The organism is Pseudomonas sp. MF6751, from assembly GCF_016613265.1.
GTDB lineage: Bacteria > Pseudomonadota > Gammaproteobacteria > Pseudomonadales > Pseudomonadaceae > Aquipseudomonas > Aquipseudomonas fluorescens_BV.
Window position 1 is genome coordinate 44243 of record NZ_JAENSV010000013.1, and the last position, 17967, is coordinate 62209.

Genomic DNA, 17967 nt, shown 5'->3' on the forward strand with positions numbered 1-17967 from the left:
CTCCCACAGGGTCGGCATTTCAGTTCAGAGGGAGGTTGAAACAGTGCCAAATGGGAGGTTTCAGCCTACCTTGTAGGATCCTGCCACATCTTGCCGTTTGGTGATCATGAAAGCGGCACGTATGATGCATCCCAAACTCCCGCAGATTAGAAGCCTATGTCCCTGATAGTTCTACTGCTTCTGCCTTTTATCGGCAGCTGTCTGGCGGCCTTGCTGCCGCATAACGCACGTAACACCGAATCGCTGTTGGCCGGCCTTGTGGCGCTGGTCGGTACTATTCAAGTCGCCCTGCTCTACCCTCAGATCGCCCACGGTGGCGTGATCCGCGAAGAATTCATGTGGTTGCCCAGCCTGGGGCTCAACTTCGTGTTGCGCATGGATGGGTTTGCCTGGCTGTTCTCGATGCTGGTGCTGGGCATCGGCACGCTGGTGTCGCTGTATGCGCGCTACTACATGTCGCCGGACGACCCGGTGCCGCGTTTCTTTGCATTTTTCCTGGCGTTCATGGGCGCCATGCTGGGTTTGGTGATCTCCGGCAACCTGATCCAGATCGTATTCTTCTGGGAACTGACCAGCCTGTTCTCGTTCCTCCTGATCGGCTATTGGCACCACCGTGCAGATGCGCGACGTGGTGCGTATATGGCGCTGATGGTCACTGGCGCAGGTGGGCTGTGCCTGTTGGCGGGGGTGATGCTGCTGGGGCATATCGTCGGCAGCTATGACCTGGACCAGGTGCTGGCGGCGGGCGATCAGATTCGCGCGCATTCGCTGTACCCGGTCATGCTCGCCCTGGTGCTGATCGGCGCCTTGAGCAAAAGCGCGCAGTTCCCCTTCCATTTCTGGCTGCCCCACGCCATGGCGGCGCCGACGCCGGTTTCGGCTTATCTGCACTCGGCGACGATGGTGAAGGCCGGCGTGTTCCTGCTGGCCCGCCTGTGGCCGTCGCTGTCCGGCAGCGAAGAATGGTTCTGGATCGTCGGCGGTGCCGGCGCCCTCACTCTCCTCCTCGGCGCTTACTGCGCCATGTTTCAAAACGATCTCAAGGGCCTGCTGGCCTATTCCACCATCAGCCACCTCGGGCTGATCACCCTGCTGCTGGGCCTCAACAGCCCACTGGCCGCAGTTGCCGCGGTATTCCACATTCTCAACCACGCCACCTTCAAGGCTTCGCTGTTCATGGCGGCGGGCATCATCGACCACGAAAGCGGCACGCGGGATATCCGCAAGCTCAGTGGGCTGGTGCGCCTGATCCCGTTTACTGCGACCCTGGCGATGGTCGCCAGCGCGTCCATGGCCGGGGTGCCGTTGCTCAATGGCTTCCTGTCCAAAGAGATGTTCTTTGCCGAAACCGTGTTTATCTCGTCGACCCAATGGGTGGAAATCGCCCTGCCGGTGATCGCGACCATTGCCGGTACATTCAGCGTGGCCTATGCCCTGCGTTTTACCGTGGACGTGTTCTTCGGCCCGCCCGCCACCGACTTGCCGCACACGCCCCACGAGCCGCCGCGCTGGATGCGCGCACCCGTCGAGCTGTTGGTGTTCACCTGTCTGCTGGTGGGGATTTTCCCGGCCCAGGTGGTCGGCTCGATCCTCGCCGCTGCCGCCCTGCCGGTGGTGGGCGGTACGCTACCGGAATATAGCCTGGCAATCTGGCACGGCTGGAACGCGCCGATGATCATGAGCCTGGTGGCGATGACCGGCGGCGTGGTGCTGTACCTGATGCTGCGCAAGCAACTCAAGCGTGGCCGCTTCGAATACCCGCCGCTGATCGGCTATTTCAACGGCAAGCGCGGCTTCGAGCGCTGCCTGGCGGTGATGATGCGCGGCGTGCGCCGGATCGAGAAACGCATCAGCACCAAGCGCCTGCAAACCCAGTTGTTCCTGTTGGTGCTGCTGGCAGTGATCGGCGCGATGATCCCGATGATCAACAGTGGCCTCAGCTGGGGCGACCGCCCGAAAATCCCGGGTTCCATCGTCTTCGTCACCCTGTGGTTGCTGGCGATTGCCTGCGCCCTCGGCGCCGCCTGGCAAGCCAAGTACCACCGGCTGGCGGCCCTGACCATGGTCAGCGTGTGCGGCCTGATGACCTGCGTCACCTTCGTGTGGTTCTCGGCGCCGGACCTGGCCCTCACCCAATTGGTGGTGGAAGTGGTCACCACCGTGCTGATCCTGCTCGGCCTGCGCTGGCTGCCAAGGCGGATCGAAGAGGTCTCACCCCTGCCCAGCTCGCTGCGCAAGGCGCGTATCCGCCGCCTGCGTGACTTGCTGCTCTCCACCGTGGTGGGTGGCGGCATGGCGCTGCTGTCCTACGCGATGCTGACCCGCCAGACACCCAACGATATCTCCTCGTTCTACTTAAGCCGTGCCCTGCCCGAAGGCGGCGGCAGCAATGTGGTGAACGTGATGCTGGTGGACTTCCGTGGCTTCGACACCCTGGGCGAAATCACCGTACTGGGCGCTGTGGCCTTGACCGTGTACGCCTTGCTCCGTCGCTTTCGCCCGTCCAAGGAAAGCATGGAGTTGCCACCCCAACAGCGCCAACTGGCGCCGGACGTGGCCACCGACCTGGTCAACCCGCGCCAGGCCAGCGACACCGCCCTGGGCTTTATGATGGTACCGGCGGTGCTGGTGCGCCTGCTGCTGCCGATTGCGCTGGTGGTGTCGTTCTATCTGTTCATGCGTGGCCACAATCAACCTGGGGGTGGTTTCGCCGCCGGGCTGGTGATGTCGGTGGCGTTTATCCTGCAATACATGGTCGCCGGCACCCAGTGGGTCGAGGCGCAGATGAGCCTGCGGCCGATGCGCTGGATGGGCTTCGGCCTGCTGTCGGCCACCTTGACCGGGCTGGGCGCGCTGTTCGCCGGGTACCCGTTCCTCACTACGCATACCTGGCATTTCAGCCTGCCGTTACTGGGCGATATTCATATCGCCAGTGCGCTGTTCTTTGACGTCGGCGTGTACGCCATGGTCGTGGGCTCGACCCTGTTGATGCTCACCGCCCTCGGCCACCAGTCGGTGCGCGCGCATAAACCGAGCAACCAGCCCAAAGTGGTTGCTGCAACCGAAGGAGCCGCCTGATGGAAGAAGTCATCGCAATAGCCATTGGGGTCCTGGCGGCCTCCGGCGTCTGGTTGATCCTGCGGCCACGGACGTTCCAGGTGGTCATGGGTTTGTGCCTGCTGTCCTACGGCGTCAACCTGTTCATCTTCAGCATGGGCAGCCTGTTTATCGGCAAGGAGCCGATCATCAAGGACGGCGTGCCCCAAGACCTGCTCAACTACACCGACCCACTGCCCCAGGCCCTTGTGCTCACGGCCATCGTGATCAGCTTCGCCATGACCGCGTTGTTCCTGGTGGTGCTGCTGGCATCCCGCGGCCTCACCGGCACTGACCATGTAGACGGCCGGGAGCCCAAGGAATGACGTGGATGAATCAACTGATCGTCGCGCCGATCCTGCTGCCGCTGCTCACCGCCGGGCTGATGCTGATGCTGGGCGAAAAACGCCGCCCACTCAAAGCCCAGATCAATCTGTGCTCCAGCATCGTCGGCCTGGGCGTGGCCATCCTGCTGTTGTACTGGACGCAACAAGGCGGCCCCGGCTCCATTGGCGTGTATCTGCCGGGCAACTGGCAGGTGCCGTTCGGCATCGTGTTGGTGGTGGATCAGCTGTCGGCGATGATGCTGGTGCTTACCGGGGTTATCGGCGTCAGTGCGCTGCTGTTTGCCATGGCCCGCTGGGACCGTGCGGGCACCAGCTTCCACGCCCTGTTCCAGATCCAACTGATGGGGCTGTATGGCGCCTTCCTCACCGCCGACCTGTTCAACCTGTTCGTGTTCTTCGAAGTGCTGCTGGCCGCCTCCTACGGCCTGATGCTGCACGGTTCCGGCCGCGCGCGAGTGTCGTCGGGGCTGCATTACATTGCGATCAACCTGCTGGCGTCGTCGCTGTTCCTGATTGGCGCGGCGATGATCTACGGCGTCACAGGTACGCTGAACTTCGCCGACCTGGCGTTGAAAATCCCGCTGGTGCCGGAGGCCGATCGCGGCCTGTTGCATGCTGGTGCAGCGATCCTGGCTACGGCGTTCCTGGCCAAGGCCGGCATGTGGCCGCTGAACTTCTGGCTGGCGCCCGCCTATTCCTCGGCCAGCGCGCCGGTGGCGGCAATGTTCGCGATCATGACCAAGGTCGGCGTGTACACCGTGCTGCGCCTGTGGACCCTGCTGTTCTCCGGCCAGGCCGGCGCCTCGGCGCTGTTTGGCGGCGACTGGCTGGTGTACGGCGGCATGGCGACCATCATTTGCGCGGCACTGGCGATGGTGGCGGCGCAGCGCCTGGAACGCATGGCCAGCCTGAGTATCCTGGTGTCGGCCGGGATCCTGCTGTCAGCGGTAGGGTTTGCCCAGCCGAGCCTGACCGCGGGGGCGCTGTTCTATCTGGTCAGTTCCACCCTGGCACTGAGCGCGCTGTTTTTGCTGGCGGAGCTGATCGAGCGTTCGCGTTCGGCCAACGACCTGCCGCTGGATGAGGAGATTGATGCGCTGCCCAAGGCCATGGAATCGCTGCATCCGCGCCCGGGCGTGAACCTGGACGATGAGCAAAAAGCGGTGATCGGCCAGGTCATCCCTTGGACCATGGCCTTCCTGGGCCTGAGCTTTATCGCCTGCGCGCTGCTGATTATCGGCATGCCGCCGCTGTCCGGGTTTATCGGCAAGCTCAGCCTGTTGAGCGCGCTGATCAACCCACTGGGCCTGGGCAACGCCGTGGACGAGTCCATCCGCCCGGCGGCCTGGGGCCTGGTGGCGCTGCTGATTCTCTCTGGCCTGGCCTCGCTCATCGCTTTCGCCCGCCTCGGCATCCAGCGCTTCTGGACCCCGGAAGAACGCCCATCACCGCTGCTGCGCCGCTACGAGTGTGTGCCGATCTTCCTGCTGCTGGGGTTGAGCATCGCGCTGACCTTCAAGGCCGAGGCGCTGATGCGCTACACCCAGGCCACCGCCGAAAGCCTGAACAACCCGGAACACTACGTGATGGCAGTGCTCGCGACCCGGCCAGTGCCGAGCCCTGAAGCCAAGGCCGCCGCCCAGGAGGTGCAGCCATGAAACGTCTGTTCCCGGCTCCCTGGCTGTCGTTGGCGTTATGGGTATTGTGGTTGGTGCTGAACTTGTCGATCAGCCCCGGCAACCTGCTGCTGGGCGCACTGTTGGGCTTTCTGGCGCCGCTGATGATGGCGCCGCTGCGCCCGCTGCCGATCCGCATCCGCCGCCCAGGGGCGATTATCCGCCTGTTTTTCCGAGTCGGCCTCGATGTGATCATCTCCAACCTGCACGTGGCCTGGGGCGTACTCACTTGCGGCTCACGCCCACCGCGCTCGCGCTTTATCAAGATCCCCCTGGACCTGCGCGACGCCAACGGCCTGGCTGTGCTGGCGATGATCACCAGCGTGACCCCCGGCACCGTCTGGTCGGAACTGGCCCTGGACCGCAGCATCCTGCTGCTGCACGTCTTCGACCTGGATGACGAAGCCTCTTTTATCCAGCAATTCAAGCACGCCTACGAACGGCCCCTGATGGAGATCTTCGAATGAGCGCCCTGCTCGCCAATGCGATCCTGTTCAGCCTGTTCCTGTTCTCCCTGGCCATGGTGCTGACCCTGGTGCGCCTGTTCAAAGGCCCCTCGGCCCAGGACCGGGTACTGGCGCTGGACTACCTATACATCCTGGCGATGCTGATGATGCTGACCCTGGGTATTCGCTATGCCAGCGACACTTACTTTGAAGCGGCGCTATTGATCGCGCTGTTCGGCTTCGTCGGCTCGTTCGCCCTGGCCAAATTCCTGCTGCGTGGCGAGGTGATTGAATGATGCCATTATGGGTTGAAATTATCGTGGCGGCGTTGCTGTTGCTCAGCAGCTTGTTTGCGTTGATTGGCGCGATTGGTTTGCTGCGGATGAAAGAATTTTTCCAACGCATGCACCCGCCGGCACTGGCGTCGACGTTGGGAGCATGGAGCGTGGCGTTGGCGTCGATCATCTACTTTTCGGTGCTCAAGTCCGGGCCGGTATTGCATGGCTGGCTGATTCCGATTTTGCTCGCGATCACCGTGCCAGTCACCACACTGCTACTGGCGCGAACCGCGCTGTTCCGCAAACGCATGGCCGGTGATGACGTCCCCGCCGAAGTCAGCAGCCGCCGCTGATTCTTCAGGCGAATTCAGTAAAAATGTGGGAGCTGGCTTGCCTGCGATAGCGGTTTATCAGTTACAGCATCATTGACTGGAACACCGCTATCGCAGGCAAGCCAGCTCCCACCATTTGGTTTGGCGCCAGGCAAAAGAGCGGATACGCGCCGCCCATTGCGCCAGCTCAGCATCATCGGCCCGCACCACGTTGAAATCTCAGACAAAAATCGAATAATCCTACATCCTACTCGCACGATAAAAGGCGAAACATCCGATATTTCCTATTTACATTCTTTTGTATGTTTATGGCGAATAAATCAGGATGCCAACGTCCATGGCTAACCACGGCTACATGTCCATTAACGGAAAATCTCAAGGCCTGATCTCGGCCGGTTGCTCAACCCAAGACTCCATCGGCAACAAGTGCCAGGAGGGGCACCGAGACGAAATCATGGTGATGTCCTTCAATCACAATATGCTCAACACGGGCAATGTCAGAGCTTCCACTCATGGCCCGGTGGTCATCACAAAAAACATTGATAAATCCTCGCCCTTGCTGGCGGTAGCATTATCCAACCGAGAAGAATTGAACTGCGTGATCAACTTTTATCGCATTTCACAGTTCGGCCAGCACCAAAAATACTACACCGTCGATATCAGGGGCTGCATCATTGCCAGCCTGACCGTCGATGTCCCCCACTCCGTCCTGCTGAACGATGTAGACGCACAGGAACATCTGTCGATTCGTTATCGGGAAATCATCTGGACACATCATCTAGCGGGCACCAGCGGCTATGGCTCATGGGAAACCGGGCGATGAAATCAAAGAAAGAAAATCAAACACCGAACTTTTATGACTTATGGGTCGTCAGCCAAGCCGCTGCAAAACTAACCAATCATGCATGTGCAATAAGTGCCCGGCATCTTCAGGATGGCGTTAATCGTTCGATATTCAACCGAGAGGTTGCCTACTACGCTCGTAGTATTGTCAGAGATGTAGAGCAAGGGAAAAAGACAATTGCAGAGGGGCTGATTGAGATTAAAAAAGAGCAGCGTAGTTTGCTGGATCAATCAATAGCGATTGGGAGAAATGGAATTGGAGCCGTTGCGGGCGCAATGCAAATAGCCACGGGTGCCGGAATTTGCTACGCGTCGGCGGGCACCCTTTGCCTCATTACGGGTGTGCCATTGATGGCGCATGGCGCAAATAATATTTACGAAGGTGGCCGCAACTTGATGACCGGGCAATCCGACACAATCGGCCCAGTTCGCGAGGGCTATCATGCGATGTCATCTGCCGTCGGCTATGGAGAGCGAGAAGCGAATATGGCCTATGGATCGGTAGATATAGGGCTCTCGGTTTATAGTGGTGCTCGGCATGTACTAAAGCCTGATGCTTGGCGCTTGTTTAGATATCTCGACACAGATCGTATACGAGCCTACAAGCTTATGAAGCCAGGAACATTGGGGGCTGAAGCAGTTATAAATAGCATCACAATAGAACAAATTCATCAAGAGGTCAAAAAATGACTGTTTGGTTGTTCCCCGTTCTATCTGCACTCGGGGTCTTTTTGGCATTCTCACTCAGAATATTACTGTCTAGTAGAAAGCTAGGATATACAAAATTTTTTCTCGGAATGATTCCAAACATGCTGGCCATGCGAGCACATTATAAAATTGCGGATCTTAATATATTTCCATTTCTTGGATATAGACCAGATATCATCGACGAGCATATTTTTATCGGATGGTTAGCACTTGCCTGCTTCTTTCTCCACGCCAGTGCATTTCCAGTCAAGCAGGACTTGAACTGGTGGTGGAAAGGCTAAGTGACATCGCTATTTTTTGTAAAAAAACGCCCCGAACCAGTCGGGGCATTTTTTTATTCAGCGTGCAGCTTTCAACCGTCAGTCAGCCAACCGCCACGTCGTCCCACCCTTCCCGTCTTCCAACACCACACCCATCGCGGTCAGTTGGTCGCGGATACGGTCGGATTCCGCCCAGTCTTTATTGGTGCGAGCCGCCAGACGCGCCTGGATCAGTGCATCTACCTCAGCGGCATCCACACGCCCTTCAGCGCCGGCTTGCAGGAAGTCATCGGCCTCCATCTGCAACACGCCCAGCACGCTGGCCAGTTCTTTCAGGCGTGCTGCCAGGCCCGCCGCTGCGTCGATATCGGTCTCGCGCAAGCGGTTGATCTCGCGCACCATCTCAAACAATACCGCGCAGGCTTCAGGCGTACCAAAGTCGTCGTTCATGACTTCGGTGAAGCGTGCCACGAACGCTTCGCCACCAGCAGGCGCAACCGATGGCAAACCTTTCAACGCGTGGTAGAAACGCTCCAGGGCGCCCTTGGCGTCCTTGAGGTTGTCTTCCGAGTAGTTGATGGCGCTGCGGTAGTGGCTGGACACCAGCAGGTAACGCACCACTTCCGGGTGGTACTTTTCCAGCACGTCGCGGATAGTGAAGAAGTTGTTCAAGGACTTGGACATCTTCTCGCCATTGATGCGGATCATGCCGCAGTGCATCCAGGCGTTGGCGTAAGTCTTGCCGGTGGCGGCTTCGCTCTGGGCGATTTCGTTTTCGTGGTGCGGGAACTCAAGGTCGCTGCCGCCGCCATGAATGTCGAAGGTCTCGCCCAGGCAGCAGGTGGACATCACCGAGCATTCGATGTGCCAGCCCGGACGCCCGGCGCCCCAGGGCGACTCCCAGCTCGGCTCGCCCGGCTTGGTGCCTTTCCACAGTACGAAGTCGAGCGGGTCCTGCTTGGCTTCGTCGACTTCGATACGCGCGCCGATGCGCAGGTCTTCGATCTTCTTGCGCGACAGCTTGCCGTAGCCCATGAACTTGGCGACGCGGTAGTACACGTCGCCATTGCCTGGGGCGTAGGCGTAGCCCTTGTCGATCAAGGTCTGGATCATCGCGTGCATGCCCGGGATGTGGTCCGTGGCACGCGGTTCCATGTCCGGCTTGAGGATGTTGAGGCGCGCCTCGTCCTCGTGCATGGCGGCGATCATGCGCTCGGTCAGCGCGTCGAACGACTCGCCGTTTTCGTTGGCACGGTTGATGATCTTGTCGTCGATGTCGGTGATGTTGCGCACGTACGTCAAGTCATAGCCGCTGAAACGCAACCAGCGGGTCACCAGGTCGAAGGCAACCATGCTGCGGCCGTGGCCGATGTGGCAGTAGTCGTACACGGTCATGCCGCACACGTACATGCGCACCTTGTTGCCGTCCAGCGGCTTGAAGACTTCTTTGGTCTTGCTGAGCGTGTTGTAGATCGTTAGCACGATGTTTCCCTTAAATCACTGGCCCCACGAATCTCGCAAGGTCACGGTACGGTTGAATACCGGAGCACCAGGTTTCGAGTCCTTGATATCCGCGCAGAAGTAGCCTTCGCGCTCGAACTGGAAACGGTCTTCCGGCTGTGCGTCGCCAAGCGATGGCTCGGCACGACAACCAGTGAGTACTTGCAGGGAATCAGGGTTGATGTTGTCGAGGAAACTCGCGCTGTCTTCAGCCTTCTCAGGGTTTGGCGAGCGGAACAGACGATCGTACAGGCGCACTTCGCATTCGATGCTGGCAGCGGCCGGCACCCAGTGGACCACACCCTTGACCTTGCGGCCTTCAGGGTTCTTGCCCAGGGTGTCCGGATCGTACGAGCAGCGCAGCTCGACGATGTTGCCGTCGGCGTCCTTGATCGCTTCGTCCGCACGGATCACGTAGCTGCCGCGCAGGCGCACTTCGCCGTTCGGCTCCAGGCGCTTGTAGCCTTTTGGCGGCTCTTCCATGAAGTCGTCACGGTCGATGTAGATCTCGCGGGCGAACGGCAATTTGCGCACGCCCAGCTCTTCTTTCTGCGGGTGACGCGGCAGTTCGAGGTTCTCGACCTGGCCTTCCGGGTAGTTGGTGATCACGACTTTCAACGGGCGCAGCACGCACATGGCGCGCGGGGCGTTGGCGTCGAGGTCCTGACGGATGCTGAATTCCAGCATGCCGAAATCGACCACGCCGTCGGAGCGGTTGGTGCCGACCATATCGCAGAAGTTGCGGATCGACGCCGGCGTGTAGCCACGGCGACGGAAGCCCGACAGGGTCGACATGCGCGGGTCATCCCAGCCATGCACGTGCTTTTCATCGACCAGTTGCTTGAGCTTGCGCTTGCTGGTGATGGTGTAGTTCAGGTTCAGACGGCTGAACTCGTACTGACGCGGGTGCGCCGGTACCGGTAGGCTGTCCAGGAACCACTCGTACAGCGGGCGATGGCTCTCGAACTCCAGGGTGCAGATGGAATGGGTGATGCCTTCGATGGCGTCCGACTGACCGTGGGTGAAGTCGTAGTTGGGGTAGATGCACCACTTGTCACCGGTCTGGTGGTGATGGGCATGGCGGATGCGGTACATGATCGGGTCGCGCAGGTTCATGTTCGGCGAGGCCATGTCGATCTTGGCGCGCAGCACGCGGGCGCCGTCCGGGAATTCGCCGGCGCGCATACGGTTGAACCAGTCCAGGTTCTCTTCCACCGAACGGTCGCGGAACGGGCTGTTCTTGCCCGGCTCGGTCAGCGTGCCACGGTACTCCTTGGCCTGCTCCGGAGTCAGGTCGTCCACATAGGCCTTGCCGGCCTTGATCAGCTCGACAGCCCAGTCGAACAACTGGTCGAAATACTTGGAGGCATAGCGCACTTCACCGGACCATTCGAAGCCCAGCCACTTGATGTCGCTTTCGATGGCGTCGATGTATTCCTGGTCTTCCTTGGCCGGGTTGGTGTCGTCGAAACGCAGGTGCGTGACGCCACCGAACTCCTGGGCCAGGCCGAAATTCACACAGATCGACTTGGCGTGGCCGATGTGCAGGTAGCCGTTGGGCTCTGGCGGGAAACGGGTGACGATCTGCGTGTGCTTGCCCGAATCCAGGTCCGCCTGGATGATCGGGCGCAGGAAATTGACCGGGACGGCAGGTCCGGCCTTGGTATTCGAGGTAGGGTCGACAGTGGGCTTGCTCATAGGATCCTTGAACAGACAGGTGCGTGGCCAGGTGGGGCCAGATAAAACAAAGGGCTCATAATAGCCGAAGCAGTCAAGACACATACAGAGCGCGGCCAATTAATTGCCCGGGCGGTAAAAAACCACCTCGAAATTCCCGCAGGGCACGCTAAACTGCGCGCCTTGGCCGTCGTTTAGCCAGACAGGTAAGGTGCCCAGGCGCCCACACCCACGAATTCCCTGAAAAGAGTAGCGAACATGACTCAAGTCAAACTGACCACCAACCACGGTGACATCGTTATCGAGCTGAACGCCGAGAAAGCGCCGATCACCGTCGCCAACTTCATCGAATACGTCAAAGCCGGCCACTACGAAAACACTGTTTTCCACCGTGTCATCGGTAACTTCATGATCCAGGGCGGCGGTTTCGAGCCGGGCATGAAAGAGAAGAAAGACAAGCGTCCAAGCATCCAGAACGAAGCGGACAACGGCCTTTCCAACGACAAGTACACCGTCGCCATGGCCCGCACCATGGAGCCGCATTCGGCCTCCGCGCAGTTCTTCATCAACGTCGCCGACAACGCCTTCCTGAACCACAGCGGCAAGAACGTGCAGGGTTGGGGCTACGCGGTGTTCGGTAAAGTCACCGAAGGCACCGACGTTGTCGACAAGATCAAAGGCGTATCGACCACCTCCAAGGCCGGTCACCAGGACGTTCCAGCCGAAGACGTGATCGTCGAGAAAGCCGAGATCGTTGGGTGATATTGCTGATTTCAGATTTGCATCTGGAAGAGGAGCGCCCGGACATCACCCGGGCGTTTCTGGATCTGCTCCACGGCCGCGCCCGTGGCGCCCAGGCGTTGTACATTCTGGGGGACTTCTTCGAAGCCTGGATTGGCGACGATGGCATGACCCCCTTCCAGCGTTCCATCTGCGCGGCTCTGCGTGAGCTGAGCGACAGCGGTACCCCGATTTTCATCATGCACGGCAACCGTGATTTCCTGATCGGCAAGGCGTTCTGCAAAGCGGCAGGCGCTACCTTGCTCAAGGACCCGACGGTCGTGCAGTTGTATGGCGAGCCAGTGCTGTTGATGCACGGCGACAGCCTCTGCACCCGCGACCTCGGCTATATGAAGCTGCGGCGCATCCTGCGTAACCCGGTTGTACTGTTTATCCTGCGCCACCTGCCCTTGGGTACGCGTCACAAACTGGCGCGCAAGTTGCGCAGTGAGAGCAGCGCTCAAGTGCGCATGAAGGCCAACGACATTGTCGATGTCACCCCCGAAGAAGTGCCACGGGTGATGCAGCAGTTCGGCGTGCGCACCCTGGTCCACGGCCATACCCACCGCCCCGCCATCCATAAGTTGCAGATCGGCGACCAGGCGGCCAAGCGCATTGTGCTGGGGGACTGGGACAAGCAAGGCTGGGCGCTGCAGGTGGATGAGCAAGGGTTTCAGCTGGCGGCGTTTGACTTCGTCAACCCGCAGTTGGCGTTGCCTGGCGCCTGAACCTCTGACACAACACCGTTCAACCTGTGGGAGCTGGCTTGCCTGCGATAGCCATAGGTGTCTACACAACTTCGGTACGGCGCTAACCCTGTGGCGAGGGAGCTTGCTCCCGTGACGGACTGACAACCGACGCTGATCTAGCTGACGCACGCGATCCAAATGTGGGAGCTGGCTTGCCTGCGATAGCGGCCTGACAGCCAACACAGCTGGATTGTGTACATATCCATTCCTACGGTAACGGCTACTTAGGGTTCCGCCCTGACGTGAATTGCCCCCCGAAAGTAACCAAAGCGCTCTTGCCCCACCACTCGGCACCTCGCTTAGGCTCGGTGTGCCCGAACACAGGCTTGAATCCGTGGGCCGAATTCAAGCCTGCGTTCGGCCAGCGTGGTTTAACGGGGCGCCTGAGATCAAGATCAAAAGCAGATCAAGATCAAGAGCGGCTCGCTTCGCATCGTGGTTACCGTCCACCGTTACAGCGTTATGTAGATACCTATGCTGCGATAGCATCACCTCGGTGCATCTGATACACCGAGGTGTCTGCATCGCAGGCAAGCCAGCTCCCACAGGGACCGCGCTGACCTTACAATCAGTGCCCCGACGCCGCCGGCCCCGCCTTTGCGGTAAACGGCGGCTTGGCCAGCCACACCAGCAACATCAAGCCCATGAACATCCACCCCAGCAACGTGAAATAATCCACGGTGGACATCATGTACGCCTGGCTGGTGAGAATCTGGTCCAGTTGCGTGTACGCCTTCTGCCCTGCCCCGCCCAGCGCCTGCAACGCATCACGGGTGGCCGAGTCGTAGGTGGTCATGTTCTCGCTCATGTAGGCATGGTGCTGATCGGCCCGACGGATCCAGATCCAGGTGGTCAGCGAGGCCGCGAAACTGCCGCCCAAGGTGCGCAGGAAGGTCGCAAGCCCGGCGCCGTCGGCAATCTGGTGCGGCGGCAGGTCGGACATCAGGATGCTCAAGGTCGGCATGAAGAACAGCGCCACGCCGATGCCCATGAACAGCTGCACCATGGCGATGTGGGTGAAGTCCACTTCGTTGGTGAAACCGGCGCGCATGAAGCAGCTCAAGCCAATCGCCAGGAACGCCAGGCCCGCCAGCAGGCGCAGGTCGAACTTGTGCGCATACTTGCCCACAAACGGCGACATCAGCACCGGCAAAATGCCGATGGGCGCCACCGCCAGCCCGGCCCAGGTGGCGGTATAGCCCATCTGGGTTTGCAGCCACTGCGGCAGGATCAGGTTGATGCCGAAAAAGCCCGCATAACCCAGGATCAGCACAATGGTACCGATACGGAAGTTACGGTGCGCAAACAGCCGCAGGTTGACCACCGGGTGTTTGTCGGTCATCTCCCAGATCACGAACACCGCCAGGGCAATCACCGAAATGGCCGCACCGATGATGATGAAGTTGGACTCGAACCAGTCCAGGTCATTGCCCTTGTCGAGGATGATCTGCAAGGCGCCCACACCAACGATCAGGCTCAGCAGCCCAACGTAGTCCATCGGCTGGTAGCTGGTGACCACCGGGCGTTTCTTCAACTGCGAGCGCACCACCATCACCGCGAAGATCCCGATGGGCACGTTGATGAAAAAGATCCACGGCCAGCTGTAGCTGTCGGTGATCCAGCCGCCGAGGATGGGCCCGGCAATCGGCGCGACCACCGTGACCATCGCCAATAACGCCAGAGCCATGCCGCGCTTGGCCGGCGGGTAGACTGCAATCAACAAGGTCTGGGTCATCGGATATAACGGCCCGGCGACCAAGCCTTGCAGCACCCGAAAGCCGATCAGCTCAGGCATCGAGGTGGAGATACCGCACAGGAACGACGCCAGCACGAACAGCAGGGTCGCCCACAAGAACAGCTTCACCTCGCCAAAGCGCCGGCTCAACCAGCCGGTGAGCGGCAAGGCAATGGCGTTGCTCACCGCAAACGAAGTGATGACCCAGGTGCCCTGCTCCGAACTCACCCCCAGGTTGCCGGAGATCGTCGGCAACGCCACGTTGGCGATGGTGGTGTCGAGCACCTGCATAAAGGTCGCCAGCGACAGGCCAATAGTGGCCATCAACAGGCTGGGTGGCGTGAACGAGGCGTTATTGCTCATCAGCGTTGCGCAGCCTTGGGAGCGGCGACGCTGTTGTCATGGATCAACTGGTTGATCATGGCATCGGCCTCGGCCAATTGGCGGTCATACACGTTGGTGGTGAACGAGGCTTTTTGCGGCGCCTGTTGCGCCAGCACCGGGCCGCTCTGGTCGTGCAGGTCTACGTTGACCACGGTGCTCAAGCCCACTCGCAGCGGGTGTTTGGCCAGCTCTTCGGCGTTGATATGGATGCGCACCGGTACCCGCTGCACGATCTTGATCCAGTTGCCGGTGGCGTTCTGCGCGGGCAGCAAGGCGAACGCGCTGCCCGTGCCGGCGCCAAGGCTGTCGACGGTGCCGCTGTACTTCACGTCGCTGCCGTAGATGTCGGACTCGATATCCACCGGCTGGCCGATGCGCATATCCCGCAGTTGGGTTTCCTTGAAGTTGGCATCGATCCACAGCTGGTCCAGCGGGATCACCGCCATCAGCGCGGTGCCCGGTTGGACGCGCTGGCCCAGTTGCACGGTGCGCTTGGCCACATAGCCGGTGACCGGCGCGATCAAGGTGCTGCGCGCATTGGTCAGGTACGCCTGGCGCAGTTGCGCGGCGGCCGCTTGCACATCGGGGTGGGACGAAATCACCGTGTCATCCACCAGGGCATTGGTGGTTTTGAGTTGTTGCTCAAGGTTGGTCAAGGCGTTCTTGGCGGCGGTCAGGCTGTCGCGAGCGTGGGACAGTTCTTCCTGGGAAATCGCGCCGCCCTGGGCCAGGGTCTTGCGGCGGTTGTAGTTGTCCTGGGCGGTTTGTACATCGGCCTTCTGCGCATTGACCTGGGCTTTCATGCCATCGACGTTACTGTACAGGCCGCGTACCTGGCGCACGGTGCGGGCCAGGTTGGCCTGGGCACTTTGCAGGCCGACGGCGGCGTCGTTGGGGTCGAAGTTGATCAGCACCTGGCCTTCATGCACCAGGTCGCCATCGTCGGCGCCGATGCTGACCACGGTGCCAGTGACCAGCGGGGTGATTTCCACCACGTTACCGTTCACATAGGCGTCGTCGGTGCTTTCATTGAAGCGCCCGTAGAACTCATACCAGGCCCACACGCCCACCACACTCAGGATGACGATCAGCGCCAGGCCGATCAGCATCACTTTGCGTTTGCGGGGGTTGGTGTCTTTGGGTTGTTCGGTTGCGTTGTTGCTGTCGGCAGTGGCCATGACAAATACCTCAAATTATTCCGTGCGTGTTGCGGGGGTGGTCGCGGCCACGCTGTTGGCGTGATACCCGCCACCCAGGGCCTGCATCAATTGAATCGACAGGTCGATCTGCGCCGCATTCAGGGTGGCCAACTGACGCTGGGCCTGCAGCAATTGCTGCTCGATGCTGAGCACATCCAGGTAGTTACCGATGCCTGAGCTGTAGCGTTGCACCCCGGTGTCGTAGGACTGCTGCGCGATGTCGGCGGCATGTTGCTGGGCCTGGATCTGCCGCCCGGTGTCGCGCAGTTGGGACAGGCTGTTGCCGATATCGCCCAAGGCTTGCACCAGGGTTTTGTTGTACTGGGCCACGGCCAGGTCGTAGTCGGCGTCGCGGGCATCGAGGTCGGCGCGCAGGCGGCCGCCGTCGAAGATCGGCAGCGAGATGGTCGGCGCAATGTTGAAGAAGCGGCTGGCCGAACCGAACATCGCGTCGCCCAACAACGACTCGGCACCGGCGCTCGCGCTCAGGTTGAGGTTGGGGTAGAAGCGGGTCTTGCTGGCGTCGATGTTCTTGCTCGCGGCCTCTACTCGCCAGCGTGCGGCAACCAGGTCCGGGCGACGACCGAGCAGCTCGGCTGGCAACACCGCCGGCACGGCCACGGCGCTGGGTTTGAGCACCGCTGGGCGAGCCAACTCGTCACCGCGGTCCGGGCCTTTACCGAGCAACACGGCGAGGGCGATCTTGGCGCTTTGCAGCTGTTTTTCCGCGTCAATCAGTTGCGACTGGGAGCTGGCTTCCAGGCTCTCGGTCTGCTGGAACTGATACTCGCTGTCGATACCGGAACTCAGGCGGCGCTTGCTCAGGTCGAGCATCTGGCGAGTGCGCTTGAGGTCATCTACCGCCAGGTCACGCACGATATGGGCCTGGCCCAGGTCGCTGTAGGCCTTGGCTACGTTCGCGGCCAGGGTCAGGCGCGCGGCCTGCCGATCGACCTCGGCAGCACGGGCCTCGCCCAACGCCGCTTCCCAGGCGGCGCGCTGGCCGCCCCACAGGTCGAAGTTGTAATTGAAGCTGGCGCCGATGTTGCGCACCGTCGAATAGGCATCGCCCTGCCCGCGTGGGTCCTGGTCCTTGGCCAGGCGCGAACGGCTCACGCCGGCGCTGGCATCCACCGTCGGCATACGCGCGGCGTTGGCGGCATAGGCGGCGGCTTCGGCCTGGTGGGCGCGGGCGTCGGCGACTTGCATGTCTGGGCTGTTTTGCAGGGCTTCCTGGATCAGGCCGTCAAGCTGCGGGTCGCCCAGGCTTTTCCACCAGTCAGCGGCCGGCCAGGCGGCGCTCGACAGCGTCACGCCGCTCAGGGATTTACCGGTTTGCAGGGTATTGGCGTCGAGGCGCTGGCCCTGGGTATCGAGGCCGCTGTAGTTGGCACAACCGGCCAACGTCATCGCCGCCAGCACCAGGCTGAGTGCGCGTGTGTTCATGATCGACCTACCCGCTGGATCGTGATGGGGTCACCCGCAGCGATCAGCATTTTCTTCAGGATCCGCTCCAGGGTTTCCAGCTCGCCCGGCTCAAGTACGCCGGCCAACTGGTTAAGGGCCTTGGCGCCAATGTGCGGGAGCATGTCCGCCAGGCGCTGGCCCTCGGCGGTCAGCACCAACTGCACCTGGCGGCGATCCAGCTCGGAGCGCTTGCGGCTGAGCAGGTCTTTTTGCTCCAGCCGGTCGAGCATGCGCGTCATCGAACCGCTGTCCAGGGACAGGTTGCGGCACAGCTCCGCCGGGGTATCGACGCCGAACTGGGCCATGATGATCAACACCTTGAACTGCGCGGCCGTGATGCCGTGGGGTTCCATATGGGTGTCGATGATGCGGTCCTTGAGGATCGCGGCGCGGCCCAGCAACAGGCCGAGATGGCAGTTGTGGAAGTCGTCAGGGGTGAAGTGAGGCATCGAAAGTCACCTTATTACTGCCTAGGCAGTGAATGTGTGAC

At 60.7% G+C, this 17967-nt stretch carries 17 protein-coding genes; 11 read left to right on the forward strand and 6 right to left on the reverse strand.

What is annotated here, in order from left to right; translation table 11 throughout:
• Positions 1 to 156: 156 nt before the first annotated feature.
• From JJD66_RS13275 to JJD66_RS13315, 9 genes are all read left to right on the forward strand, one after another.
• Entirely contained in the window at positions 157 to 3078 is a 2922-nt protein-coding gene (locus tag JJD66_RS13275) for a monovalent cation/H+ antiporter subunit A (RefSeq protein ID WP_200648343.1), read from the forward strand.
• Positions 3078 to 3422, forward strand: a complete 345-nt coding sequence (locus JJD66_RS13280; protein ID WP_003192163.1) for a Na+/H+ antiporter subunit C — start codon at positions 3078 to 3080, stop codon at positions 3420 to 3422. Before JJD66_RS13275 ends, JJD66_RS13280 begins: the two co-directional genes overlap by 1 nt.
• A complete protein-coding gene (locus tag JJD66_RS13285; RefSeq protein WP_200648344.1) occupies positions 3419 to 5101 on the forward strand; it encodes a monovalent cation/H+ antiporter subunit D in 1683 nt (560 codons plus the stop codon). Before JJD66_RS13280 ends, JJD66_RS13285 begins: the two co-directional genes overlap by 4 nt.
• Positions 5098 to 5586, forward strand: a complete 489-nt coding sequence (locus tag JJD66_RS13290; RefSeq protein WP_198716082.1) for a Na+/H+ antiporter subunit E — start codon at positions 5098 to 5100, stop codon at positions 5584 to 5586. The genes JJD66_RS13285 and JJD66_RS13290 overlap by 4 nt, the downstream gene beginning before the upstream one ends.
• A complete protein-coding gene (locus JJD66_RS13295) occupies positions 5583 to 5861 on the forward strand; it encodes a K+/H+ antiporter subunit F (protein WP_003192168.1) in 279 nt (92 codons plus the stop codon). The genes JJD66_RS13290 and JJD66_RS13295 overlap by 4 nt, the downstream gene beginning before the upstream one ends.
• A complete protein-coding gene (locus tag JJD66_RS13300; protein WP_020302326.1) occupies positions 5858 to 6196 on the forward strand; it encodes a Na+/H+ antiporter subunit G in 339 nt (112 codons plus the stop codon). Before JJD66_RS13295 ends, JJD66_RS13300 begins: the two co-directional genes overlap by 4 nt.
• Positions 6197 to 6512: 316 nt before the next feature.
• Positions 6513 to 6998, forward strand: a complete 486-nt coding sequence (locus tag JJD66_RS13305; protein WP_198843424.1) for an Hcp family type VI secretion system effector — start codon at positions 6513 to 6515, stop codon at positions 6996 to 6998.
• Entirely contained in the window at positions 6995 to 7708 is a 714-nt protein-coding gene (locus tag JJD66_RS13310; protein ID WP_105227183.1) for a DUF4225 domain-containing protein, read from the forward strand. Before JJD66_RS13305 ends, JJD66_RS13310 begins: the two co-directional genes overlap by 4 nt.
• On the forward strand, positions 7705 to 8007 hold the full coding sequence (locus JJD66_RS13315) for a hypothetical protein (RefSeq protein WP_105227184.1): 303 nt from the start codon (positions 7705 to 7707) through the stop codon (positions 8005 to 8007). Before JJD66_RS13310 ends, JJD66_RS13315 begins: the two co-directional genes overlap by 4 nt.
• 78 nt (positions 8008 to 8085) lie before the next feature.
• Here the strand turns inward: JJD66_RS13315 and cysS are convergent, their stop codons facing one another.
• On the reverse strand, positions 8086 to 9468 hold the full coding sequence (gene cysS, locus JJD66_RS13320; RefSeq protein WP_105227185.1) for a cysteine--tRNA ligase: 1383 nt from the start codon (positions 9466 to 9468) through the stop codon (positions 8086 to 8088).
• Between the two features lie 15 nt (positions 9469 to 9483).
• Positions 9484 to 11184 (reverse strand): glutamine--tRNA ligase/YqeY domain fusion protein, encoded by a 1701-nt coding sequence (locus tag JJD66_RS13325; RefSeq protein ID WP_003192174.1) that lies wholly within the window; start codon positions 11182 to 11184, stop codon positions 9484 to 9486.
• A gap of 237 nt (positions 11185 to 11421) precedes the next feature.
• Between JJD66_RS13325 and JJD66_RS13330 the strand changes: the two genes are divergently transcribed.
• Both JJD66_RS13330 and lpxH read left to right on the forward strand, forming a co-directional pair.
• Positions 11422 to 11925 (forward strand): peptidylprolyl isomerase, encoded by a 504-nt coding sequence (locus tag JJD66_RS13330; protein WP_003174772.1) that lies wholly within the window; start codon positions 11422 to 11424, stop codon positions 11923 to 11925.
• Entirely contained in the window at positions 11922 to 12671 is a 750-nt protein-coding gene (lpxH, locus tag JJD66_RS13335; RefSeq protein ID WP_014718941.1) for a UDP-2,3-diacylglucosamine diphosphatase, read from the forward strand. The genes JJD66_RS13330 and lpxH overlap by 4 nt, the downstream gene beginning before the upstream one ends.
• Positions 12672 to 13260: 589 nt before the next feature.
• Here the strand turns inward: lpxH and JJD66_RS13340 are convergent.
• The 4 genes from JJD66_RS13340 to JJD66_RS13355 are packed head-to-tail and all read right to left on the reverse strand — an operon-like array spanning position 13261 to position 17926.
• Positions 13261 to 14790, reverse strand: coding sequence for a DHA2 family efflux MFS transporter permease subunit (locus JJD66_RS13340; protein WP_200648345.1), 1530 nt, complete (start codon positions 14788 to 14790; stop codon positions 13261 to 13263).
• Positions 14790 to 15989 (reverse strand): HlyD family secretion protein, encoded by a 1200-nt coding sequence (locus JJD66_RS13345; protein WP_034127907.1) that lies wholly within the window; start codon positions 15987 to 15989, stop codon positions 14790 to 14792. Before JJD66_RS13345 ends, JJD66_RS13340 begins: the two co-directional genes overlap by 1 nt.
• Positions 15990 to 16004: 15 nt before the next feature.
• Positions 16005 to 17456: an efflux transporter outer membrane subunit gene (locus JJD66_RS13350; protein WP_200648346.1), complete on the reverse strand. Its 1452-nt coding sequence runs from the start codon at positions 17454 to 17456 to the stop codon at positions 16005 to 16007.
• Positions 17453 to 17926: a MarR family winged helix-turn-helix transcriptional regulator gene (locus tag JJD66_RS13355; RefSeq protein ID WP_200648347.1), complete on the reverse strand. Its 474-nt coding sequence runs from the start codon at positions 17924 to 17926 to the stop codon at positions 17453 to 17455. Before JJD66_RS13355 ends, JJD66_RS13350 begins: the two co-directional genes overlap by 4 nt.
• Between the last annotated feature and the right edge of the window lie 41 nt (positions 17927 to 17967).

What these genes read in the sequence shown, in the direction of transcription:
- JJD66_RS13300 (WP_020302326.1), top strand. Translation starts at nt 5,858, where the DNA reads ATGATGCCATTATGGGTTGAAATTATCGTGGCGGCGTTGCTGTTGCTC.
- JJD66_RS13310 (WP_105227183.1), top strand. Translation starts at nt 6,995, where the DNA reads ATGAAATCAAAGAAAGAAAATCAAACACCGAACTTTTATGACTTATGG.
- JJD66_RS13355 (WP_200648347.1), bottom strand. Translation starts at nt 17,926, where the DNA reads ATGCCTCACTTCACCCCTGACGACTTCCACAACTGCCATCTCGGCCTG.
- JJD66_RS13350 (WP_200648346.1), bottom strand. Translation starts at nt 17,456, where the DNA reads ATGAACACACGCGCACTCAGCCTGGTGCTGGCGGCGATGACGTTGGCC.
- JJD66_RS13275 (WP_200648343.1), top strand. Translation starts at nt 157, where the DNA reads ATGTCCCTGATAGTTCTACTGCTTCTGCCTTTTATCGGCAGCTGTCTG.
- JJD66_RS13315 (WP_105227184.1), top strand. Translation starts at nt 7,705, where the DNA reads ATGACTGTTTGGTTGTTCCCCGTTCTATCTGCACTCGGGGTCTTTTTG.
- JJD66_RS13305 (WP_198843424.1), top strand. Translation starts at nt 6,513, where the DNA reads ATGGCTAACCACGGCTACATGTCCATTAACGGAAAATCTCAAGGCCTG.
- JJD66_RS13345 (WP_034127907.1), bottom strand. Translation starts at nt 15,989, where the DNA reads ATGGCCACTGCCGACAGCAACAACGCAACCGAACAACCCAAAGACACC.
- JJD66_RS13330 (WP_003174772.1), top strand. Translation starts at nt 11,422, where the DNA reads ATGACTCAAGTCAAACTGACCACCAACCACGGTGACATCGTTATCGAG.
- JJD66_RS13280 (WP_003192163.1), top strand. Translation starts at nt 3,078, where the DNA reads ATGGAAGAAGTCATCGCAATAGCCATTGGGGTCCTGGCGGCCTCCGGC.
- JJD66_RS13290 (WP_198716082.1), top strand. Translation starts at nt 5,098, where the DNA reads ATGAAACGTCTGTTCCCGGCTCCCTGGCTGTCGTTGGCGTTATGGGTA.
- JJD66_RS13325 (WP_003192174.1), bottom strand. Translation starts at nt 11,184, where the DNA reads ATGAGCAAGCCCACTGTCGACCCTACCTCGAATACCAAGGCCGGACCT.
- JJD66_RS13340 (WP_200648345.1), bottom strand. Translation starts at nt 14,790, where the DNA reads ATGAGCAATAACGCCTCGTTCACGCCACCCAGCCTGTTGATGGCCACT.
- JJD66_RS13285 (WP_200648344.1), top strand. Translation starts at nt 3,419, where the DNA reads ATGACGTGGATGAATCAACTGATCGTCGCGCCGATCCTGCTGCCGCTG.
- JJD66_RS13295 (WP_003192168.1), top strand. Translation starts at nt 5,583, where the DNA reads ATGAGCGCCCTGCTCGCCAATGCGATCCTGTTCAGCCTGTTCCTGTTC.